At 67.8% G+C, this 1613-nt stretch carries 1 protein-coding gene; it reads right to left on the minus strand.

Features of this window, described 5'->3' with window-relative positions; translation table 11 throughout:
- Positions 1-1613: YadA family autotransporter adhesin (locus B7G54_RS37775; RefSeq protein ID WP_425266541.1), on the minus strand; the 1613-nt coding region annotated here is incomplete at both ends.

The following is a 1613-nucleotide window of genomic DNA, read 5'->3' on the forward strand; positions in this document are numbered from 1 at the left end:
GACAGTGCCGTCGACAGCGTCGTCTGCACCTGCGTCAGCTGATTCACGTTCACCGCGTCGGTGCCTTGCGTACCCGGCGCGACGTTCGTGATCTGGCGCTGCTGCGTGTCGCTGCCGACCGACACCACGTTCGAGCGGCCGCCGTCCGTCGAATTCGCGCCGATCGCCACCGAGTTCGAGCCGGCGGTGACGGTCGGGTGGTCGGTKCCGGTGCCATTCATRTCGGCCGCCACGCCGTTGTTGTTCGCCGCACGCGTCGTGTTGTTGTTGAGCGTCGTCGACAACTGGTTCAACTGGTTGTTGATGTTCGTCACGCCGGTCGACAGCGAGGCCACGTTGCTGTTCGTCGTGCTCAGGCCGGTGGACAGCGAGCCGATGCCGGTCGAAGTCGACGTCGACAGCGAGTTGACGTTGCTGTTCGTCGCGCTCAGGCCCGTCGACAGCGAGTTGATCGCGGTCGAGGTCGACGTGGACAGCGACGACACCGAGCTGTTCGTGCTGCTCAGGCCGGTGGACAGCGAGTTGATGCCCGTCGACAGCGACGCGACGTTCGAMGCGGTCGACGTCGACAGCGTGTTGATCGCGTTGTTCGTCGCGTTGAGCTGGCTGCCGTTGATCGCGTCCGTGCTGCTGGCCGAGATCCGGCCTGCGGCGACGTTCGTGATCTGGCGTTCCTGGCCCGGTGCGCCGACGCTCACCACGCCGACCGGCGAGCCGCCTGCGAAGGGGTACGTGACGCCGCCGATCGTGGCGCTCGACGTCGGGTTCGCGGCGCTCGTGACCGAGTTCGCGCCGAGTGCGATCGAGTTGGCGACGTTGGCCTGTGCGTTCGTGCCGAAGGCGAGTGCGTCGGCGGCGGTTGCCTGCGCTGCCGAGCCGTACGCTTGTGCGCCGGTGGCGCTTGCCGTGGCCTGGTTGCCGAGCGCGATCGTGTTGTCCGCGGTAGCCTGGTTCGAGCTGCCGAGGGCGAGCGCGCTCGCGCCGTTGGCCGTGTTCGCGTTGCCGAGCGCCACTGCGCCGTTGCCGGTCGCCGTGTCGTTCGCGCCCATCGCCACCGCGCCGGTACCCGTTGCGATGCTCGGGTCGCCGATCGCGACTGCGCCGTCGCCGCTTGCCGTGTTGCCGGAGCCGATCGACACGGCCTTGCCGCCCGTTGCCGATGCGTTCTGGCCGATSGCGACCGCGCCTGCCGACTGCGCGTTCGAGCCGTCACCGACCGCGACGCTGCTGGCGCCTGCTGCGCTGGCGTTCACGCCGGCCGCGAGGGCGTTGGTGCCCGTTGCGCCGTCGTTGACGTAGTTGCTTTGCTGCACRCCGTTGTCGTTGACGCTGTAGTAGTGCGTCTTCGCGGCGTTGATCGCGGTCGAGGTCGAGGTCGACAGCGACGACACCGAGCTGTTCGTGCTGCTCAGGCCGGTGGACAGCGAGCCGATGCCGGTCGAAGTCGACGTGGACAGCGACAGGATCGTGCTGTTCGTGCTGCTCAGGCCGGTGGACAACGAGCCGATGCCGGTCGAGGTCGAGGTGGACAACGACGTGATCGAGCTGTTGGCCGATGAGAGGCCGGTTGAGGTCGAAGTCGACAACGAGCCGATCGAGCTGTTGGCGGACGA

The organism is Burkholderia puraquae (genome assembly GCF_002099195.1).
Taxonomy (GTDB): domain Bacteria; phylum Pseudomonadota; class Gammaproteobacteria; order Burkholderiales; family Burkholderiaceae; genus Burkholderia; species Burkholderia puraquae.